At 45.5% G+C, this 6678-nt stretch carries 8 protein-coding genes; 6 read left to right on the forward strand and 2 right to left on the reverse strand.

Translation table 11 applies throughout. The features are described 5' to 3' along the window. Window positions 1-69 precede the first annotated feature (69 nt). The 5 genes from truA (at window position 70) to trpX (ending at window position 4675) form a co-directional block, all read left to right on the forward strand. Entirely contained in the window at window positions 70-846 is a 777-nt protein-coding gene (truA, locus tag ACERC8_RS02670) for a tRNA pseudouridine(38-40) synthase TruA (protein ID WP_373658362.1), read from the forward strand. After that, window positions 809-1573 (forward strand): bifunctional hydroxymethylpyrimidine kinase/phosphomethylpyrimidine kinase, encoded by a 765-nt coding sequence (locus tag ACERC8_RS02675; protein WP_373658363.1) that lies wholly within the window; start codon window positions 809-811, stop codon window positions 1571-1573. The genes truA and ACERC8_RS02675 overlap by 38 nt, the downstream gene beginning before the upstream one ends. After that, entirely contained in the window at window positions 1560-2024 is a 465-nt protein-coding gene (locus ACERC8_RS02680) for an ECF transporter S component (protein WP_373658364.1), read from the forward strand. Before ACERC8_RS02675 ends, ACERC8_RS02680 begins: the two co-directional genes overlap by 14 nt. A gap of 463 nt (window positions 2025-2487) precedes the next feature. Next, window positions 2488-3666 carry a tryptophan synthase subunit beta gene (gene trpB, locus ACERC8_RS02685; RefSeq protein WP_373658365.1) on the forward strand — a complete coding sequence of 393 codons (1179 nt, stop codon included), beginning with the start codon at window positions 2488-2490 and terminating at the stop codon, window positions 3664-3666. Window positions 3667-3679: 13 nt separating this feature from the next. Continuing rightward, on the forward strand, window positions 3680-4675 hold the full coding sequence (trpX, locus tag ACERC8_RS02690; RefSeq protein WP_373658366.1) for a tryptophan ABC transporter substrate-binding protein: 996 nt from the start codon (window positions 3680-3682) through the stop codon (window positions 4673-4675). Here the strand turns inward: trpX and ACERC8_RS02695 are convergent. Beyond that, complete coding sequence (locus ACERC8_RS02695; protein ID WP_373658367.1) at window positions 4668-5126, reverse strand: prepilin peptidase; 459 nt, start codon at window positions 5124-5126, stop codon at window positions 4668-4670. The genes trpX and ACERC8_RS02695 overlap by 8 nt on opposite strands. A gap of 112 nt (window positions 5127-5238) precedes the next feature. Here ACERC8_RS02695 and ACERC8_RS02700 point away from each other — a divergent pair, with 112 nt between their 5' ends. Then, window positions 5239-5766 (forward strand): DNA starvation/stationary phase protection protein, encoded by a 528-nt coding sequence (locus tag ACERC8_RS02700; RefSeq protein ID WP_373658368.1) that lies wholly within the window; start codon window positions 5239-5241, stop codon window positions 5764-5766. Between the two features lie 273 nt (window positions 5767-6039). On the opposite strand, the gene ACERC8_RS02705 is transcribed toward ACERC8_RS02700, so the two are convergent. Further along, a complete protein-coding gene (locus ACERC8_RS02705) occupies window positions 6040-6564 on the reverse strand; it encodes a TetR/AcrR family transcriptional regulator (protein ID WP_373658369.1) in 525 nt (174 codons plus the stop codon). Window positions 6565-6678: the final 114 nt, after the last annotated feature.

The raw sequence follows: 6678 nt of genomic DNA on the forward strand, positions 1-6678 counted from the left end.
AAGCAGCTTTTCTTAAGAAATCTTATTCCGACGTTGAAAATCATGGTCAGCCATGCTATAATGTTACCCATGACACGATACAAGGTAACCATTGCTTATGATGGAACGCATTTTTCGGGGTTTCAACGCCAGCCACAAGCGAGAAGTGTTCAAGAGGAACTAGAGAAGACCTTGACCAAGCTCAACAGTGGTCAACCCGTGACTGTCCATGGGGCTGGTCGGACGGATGCGGGTGTCCACGCTTACGGTCAGGTCATCCATTTTGACCTGCCTGAGGCACGGGAGGTAGAAAAGCTTCGCTTTGCGCTGGACACCCAGTCTCCTGAGGATATCGCCGTGGTCAGGGTTGAGCAGGTGGCGGACGACTTTCACTGCCGCTATGCCAAGCATCATAAGACCTATGAGTTTTTGGTCGATGTTGGTCGCCCCAAGAATCCTATGTTGAGACATTTGACAACAGCCTATCCTTATCCAGTCGAGCTAGCTCCTATGCAGGAAGCCATCAAGGATTTAATCGGCACCCATGATTTTACTGGTTTTACCGCTAGTGGAACCAGTGTGGCTAATAAGGTCAGAACCATCACGGCAGCTAGCGTGACCTATGATGCAACTAAGCACCTCTATACCTTTACCTTTACTGGTAACGGCTTCCTCTACAAGCAGGTCCGTAACATGGTTGGTACACTGCTTAAGATCGGGAACGGTCGCTTTCCTATTAGCCAGATAAAGACCGTTCTCGATAGCAAAAATCGCCAGTTGGCTGGTCCGACAGCTGGTCCTGGTGGTCTCTACTTAAAGGAGATTTCTTATGACGACGACGTACATTCTCGCCCTCTCGGGCAATGACATCTTTAGTGGGGGCGGTCTCTATGCTGACTTGACTACCTACACGGTTCATGGCTACCACGGTTTTGTGGCGGTGACCTGCCTGACCGCCCTGACGGATGAAGGTTTTGAGGTTTTTGCGACTGACGAGCAGGTCTTTGCTCATCAACTCAAGAGCCTGTCCACTGTTCCTTTTTCGGCCATAAAACTAGGGCTTTTGCCAAATGTGTCCATCGCTGAGCAGGCACTTGAGTTTGTCAAAGCTCATCAAGATATTCCAGTGGTGCTAGATCCGGTGCTGGTTTGCAAGGAAACGCACGATGTTGAGGTCTCTGCTCTGCGGGATGAACTGCTAAAGTTTTTCCCCTATGTCACCATCATCACCCCAAATCTGGTAGAAGCTGAGCTATTGACCCGAAAATCGATCAAGAACCTAGAAGACATGCAGGAGGCCGCTAAGACGCTTCACGCTTTGGGGGCGAAATATGTGGTGATCAAAGGAGGCAATCGCTTGAGCCAAGCGTTCGCTAGCGATGTCTTTTATGATGGTGACACCTTGACAGTGCTTGAGAGCCCTGTGCTTGAGAGCAATAATATCGGTGCGGGCTGTACCTTTGCGTCTAGTATCGCTAGTCAACTGGTGGCTGGCCAGTCACCCTTAGAGGCGGTTCGTGCCGCCAAGGCCTTTGTCCATAAGGCTATTCAACAATCTGATGATTACGGAGTGATTCAATATGACAAAAACTAAGATCAAAACTTTGACCCTGCTTGCCATTATCACTGCCTTGACCCTTGTCTTAGGTAAAGTCTTTCAGTTCAGCATGGCACTGGGGTTCTTCACTCTTCTTGATGTGGGGATTTACTTTGCAGCCTTTTATTTGGGCAAGAAAGAAGGGGCAGCTGTCGGTGCTCTGGCTGGTTTTCTGATTGACCTCCTCTCAGGCTATCCCCAGTACATGCTGGTCAGCCTGATTGCACACGGGGCACAAGGCTATCTGGCTGGATGGACAGGCAAGAAACGCCTACTTGGTCTGATTTTATCCGTCCTTGTGATGGTCGCTACTTATTTTATCGCTGAAACGGTGATGACCAATGTGGGAACGGCGCTGACAACAGTTGTTAGCAACAGCCTACAAAGTTTAGTTGGCATGGCACTTGGCTATGCTTTAGTGCAACTGATGAAACGTGTTGGAAATTAAACCATCGTGACACTCTCTCCTGCCCTCTTTTATTATGCTGATTTGGCTGTATGACAGACCAAATAAAAAAATAATATTTGCTATTGACAGCCTTTTCAAAGTATGATAAACTAATTATCAATCAGAAGAAGTACTCTCTATCACTACTTTCAGGGAGCTGACGGTTATTGCGAGTCAGTAGTAGGCAGGGATGAAATGGGCTGAGGTTTTATTAGAATTCTAAACAATGTGAATTCGGTGTGCACCCCTTACCGTGCAACTCCTTGTTAGAGGAGATTGAGATGATGACGCCATAGCTTTTTTGCTATACAAAAGTCTTCAACTGAGGTGGCACCGTGTTAAAGCTGATTTAACGCCCTCACGCAATAGATTTGCGTGGGGGCTTTTGCGTTGTTGGAAAAAACTAAGATTTGACTAAAAAGGTACCGTTTGGTTAAATCGATGACAAAAGGAGAGAAAAAAGATGACAACAGGTTACTTTGGACAATTTGGCGGCTCTTTTGTACCAGAGCCTATTCAGGTTTTATTGGATGAGTTAGAACAGGTTTTTAACCGTTATAAAAATGATCCAGATTTTTTAGCAGAATATCAGAGCTACCTAAAAGATTATTCAGGACGTGAGACCCCGCTTTATTATGCGGACAGTTTAACGACACATTTTGGTGGTGCAAAAATTTATTTGAAGCGTGAAGATTTAAATCACCTAGGTTCTCATAAATTAAATAATGTGCTTGGGCAACTATTGCTGGCCAAGCGGATGGGTAAAACACGTGTGATTGCAGAAACAGGAGCTGGTCAGCACGGTGTAGCCACTGCAGCGGCAGCGGCAAAATTTGGCATGGCTTGCGATATCTACATGGGAGCAGAGGATGTCCGTCGGCAACGTCTTAATGTGTTTCGGATGGAGATGATGGGGGCGACAGTACATGCTGTGGAAACTGGAACACAGACGCTGAAAGATGCGGTTGATGCCGCTTTTGGTGCATGGATGGCTGACCTTGATGCCTTCTATGTCCTAGGATCAGCAGTAGGTCCTCACCCTTATCCAAGTATTGTACATGAGTTTCAAAAAGTCATTTCTCTTGAATCACGCCAGCAATTTCTTGAAAAAGAGGCGCGTTTACCAGACTACGTTTTTGCTTGTGTTGGGGGTGGTTCAAATGCCATCGGTGCCTTTTCTGCCTACTTGTCAGATCAAACGGTACAACTTGTTGGAGTAGAAGCGGCAGGTCGCGGCTTAGATACCTCAGATCACGCTGCAACAATGACTAAAGGTCGTGTAGGAATTGTTGACGGTATGAAGACAATCTCGTTGTTTGAAGAAGACGGTTCAGTCTCGCCTGTTTACTCTATTTCAGCAGGCTTAGATTATCCAGGTGTTGGACCAGAACATGCTTACCTAAAGGAAATTGGTCGTGTATCTTATGAATCAGCAACCGACGATGAAGCGGTAAAGGCTCTCTTACTTTTATCTCGAACAGAAGGGATTTTACCTGCTATTGAGAGCTCCCATGCTCTAGCTGGCGCATTTCGTTTGGCACCAACACTCAGCTCAGAGCACACCATTCTTGTCAATCTATCTGGTCGTGGAGATAAGGATGTTGCCGCCATCGCAGACTACCTCAATAATTCATCACTATAAAAAGGAGATAATCATGAAAAACAAACGCTTAGCATTTATTTTTGGAGGGCTTTTGGCTCTTGTTGTTCTAGCCGTGGGCAGTCAGTTGCTCCGCCCGTCGTCTGAGAAGCATCAAACAGACAAGGTCAAGGTAGGGGTCTTGCAATTTGTCACCCATGAAGCATTGGATGACATTTACCGTGGCATCAAGGCTGGCCTAAAAGAGTCTGGTTACACAGAAGGTAGTAACTTGCAAATTGACTTTCTTAACAGTGAAGCTGACCAGAGCAAGGTTCAAACCATGAGTCAGACCCTAGTCAATAATAAAAATCAGGTGTTAATCGGTATTGCTACACCCGCTGCACAAGGCTTGGCATCAGCGACTAAGGATATTCCAATTGTGATGGGAGCTGTGACAGACCCAGTTGGAGCAAAGTTGGTGAAGGATTTGACTGCACCAGATGGCAATATCACGGGTGTGTCTGATAAAACACCAATCGCTGACCAGTTGGAATTGATGGCAACCTTGACACCGGGGGTCAAAACGGTGGGTGTCCTTTATTCTAGCAGCGAGGATAACTCTAAGTCTCAGGTTGAAGAATTTAAGACATTAGCTCAAGCCAAGGGTTATGATGTTATCGAATATGCTGTAGCTTCAAGCAATGACATCACCTCCATGACCCATGTGATGATAGAGAAAGTGGATGCGATTTTCCTTCCGCTTGACAATACTGTTGCCAGTGCTTTCACAACAGTTGTCCAAGCGGCCAAGGAAGCGAAAACACCGATTTATACCAGTGTTGACACGATGGTGGCTGAAGGCGGTCTTGCCTCTGTCTTCATCAACCAGTATGAGCTCGGTGTAGCGACAGGGAAAATGGCAGCCAAACTCTTACAAGGAGAGCAGGTTGCTCAGTTGCCTGTCGAGGTATTCGACCAGGGCACACCGATTATCAATGAAACGGTTGCCACGGAGCTTGGCATAACAATACCAGAACAGCTCAAAAAAGAAGCTCAACTCATCAAATAAGTTGATTTAATTGCAGCAAGATAAACTGTCCCAGTAGTAGAAAAGGGACAAAGGCAATGGGCTGCTTACCCTGTTTCGATGCCCAAACGGCCATTATCCCCATCAAAGATGCCAATTGGATAATCCAGAGAATATCACTGGTCGACAGGACAAGTGCTAGGGTACTGAGGTAGAAAAAATCACCGGAGCCAATCTTGATATCTTTGATTTCTGCTAAAATAGCCAAGCAAAACAGGATGAGACTGGTTGTATTCACTCCAGTAAAGGGCAGGATGACAGCAGTGCCTGCTAGCCAGATCCATAGTGGGTAGGACTGACTAGTTAGATCGTATAGAGCCAAAATAGCTCCCCAAAGCAATAAATAACCTTCAGCATAGGACACTTGCCCAGTTGCCAGTTGAATAAGCAGGAGTAAGCCGATGACTATAAAAAAGATATGATTTACTTTCATATCTTTTTATTCGTTTTTTGACAGGATAAATTCTTGACAACTAACTTTAAAAGCGTATAATAGTTAATGTAATCAATAATGATTATAAATAAGGAGGAGAAGGAGAACGATTATGACAATTTTATCGGTTAAAGAATTGGCGGAGCGTGTTGAGCAACTCAGTCAAACAGAATCAGGAAGACGTCCTAAAACAAAAGCCGTTTTGAATCAAGCGGTTGCTGACTTGGTAGTTGCCCGAACAATCATTCACCAAATTCACTGGTACATGAGAGGAAGAGGCTTTTTGCATTTACATCCGTTCATGGATACTTTAATTGACGCGATCAGTGAGCACTTAGATGAACTGAGCGAGCGTTTGATTACATTAGGTGGCTTTCCTTATTCGACCTTGGGAGAATTCTTAGATGTGACAACTCTTGTTGAGGTCAAAGGAGACTATGACCGTTCTGTCCAAGATCATATAGAGCGTTTGATTGCTGTTTATAGTCAATTAGCAAATCTTTTTCAAGTTGGCTTGGACGTCACTGACGAAGAGGGCGATGACCCTTCAAACGGTCTCTTTGCAGATGCTCAAGGTGAGGTTGAAAAAAACATCTGGCAACTACAAGCAGAGCTAGGTCAGGCACCTGGACTGTACTAATGACATTAAAGGGCTAGGGAAACATAGGTGTTCCCCAGCCTCTTTTATATATCCCCAAAAGTTAAGGTAAAGTGAGAGACAACGTCCGCGCCAGTTAACCGCCCTGTTAAGTTGTCAAACATAGCGTAAAAGGTAGCGTCTATCTTTTTGTAAACTTGCAAATTAGGTGATTGAATTGGGGCAACTGACATAACAAAAGACGTAGCTGTTGAGACAGTCGATGACATTTTGTAGTAACTGAAGGTTAAGTTAAATCAGCAAAGTCAGTGTTTTTTATTCAAAGAGTCGGTTAAGTTGCTCTGCCATGTCCTCAGGCGACTGGGGATTTTTCTCACCTAACCAATCACAAATCACCCGTGTGATGCCTGCTGCCACAAAGCGATTGCGGTAGTAGGTTTGCTGGTCAGGCTCTTCAAAGGCTATAGGCTGGTAGCGATAGGCTTCTAACTCGCGGAGCCCTTCTGCCAAGAGCAACTGATAAAAGCGGAAATCCGCCGCTATAAACTGAAAAAGCCCTAACAGTCCTGCTTGCCTATTCTCCTGAAACTTGGCGACATTGGTACTAGCCAATTGGGCAAAGCGCTCCTTGAGCATGACCCGCAGGACATTTTCTTTGCTACTGTAGTTACGGTAAAAGGAATTTCTTGCCACTCCAGCCCGCTCGACCAATTCGGTGATGGCAATTTTCTTGAGCGATTTCTGCTCCAAGAGAAGCAACAGAGCTGTCTCGATGGCTTCCTTGGTCAGCTGGTGGTTTTCCTGGTTGGAGCGGTGGAGGTAGTCTAGCGTCTTGGTCACGATGGCACATCTCCTTTGATTTGTCTTATCCGAAAGGCTGAATCGGTTACACTAAACTAGACAGAATTTATAAAGTGTTCTACACTAAAGAAAACAGGAGAACTCTATGTCTAG

This window comes from Streptococcus sp. E29BA (assembly GCF_041807805.1).
In the GTDB taxonomy this organism is placed as follows: domain Bacteria; phylum Bacillota; class Bacilli; order Lactobacillales; family Streptococcaceae; genus Streptococcus; species Streptococcus entericus.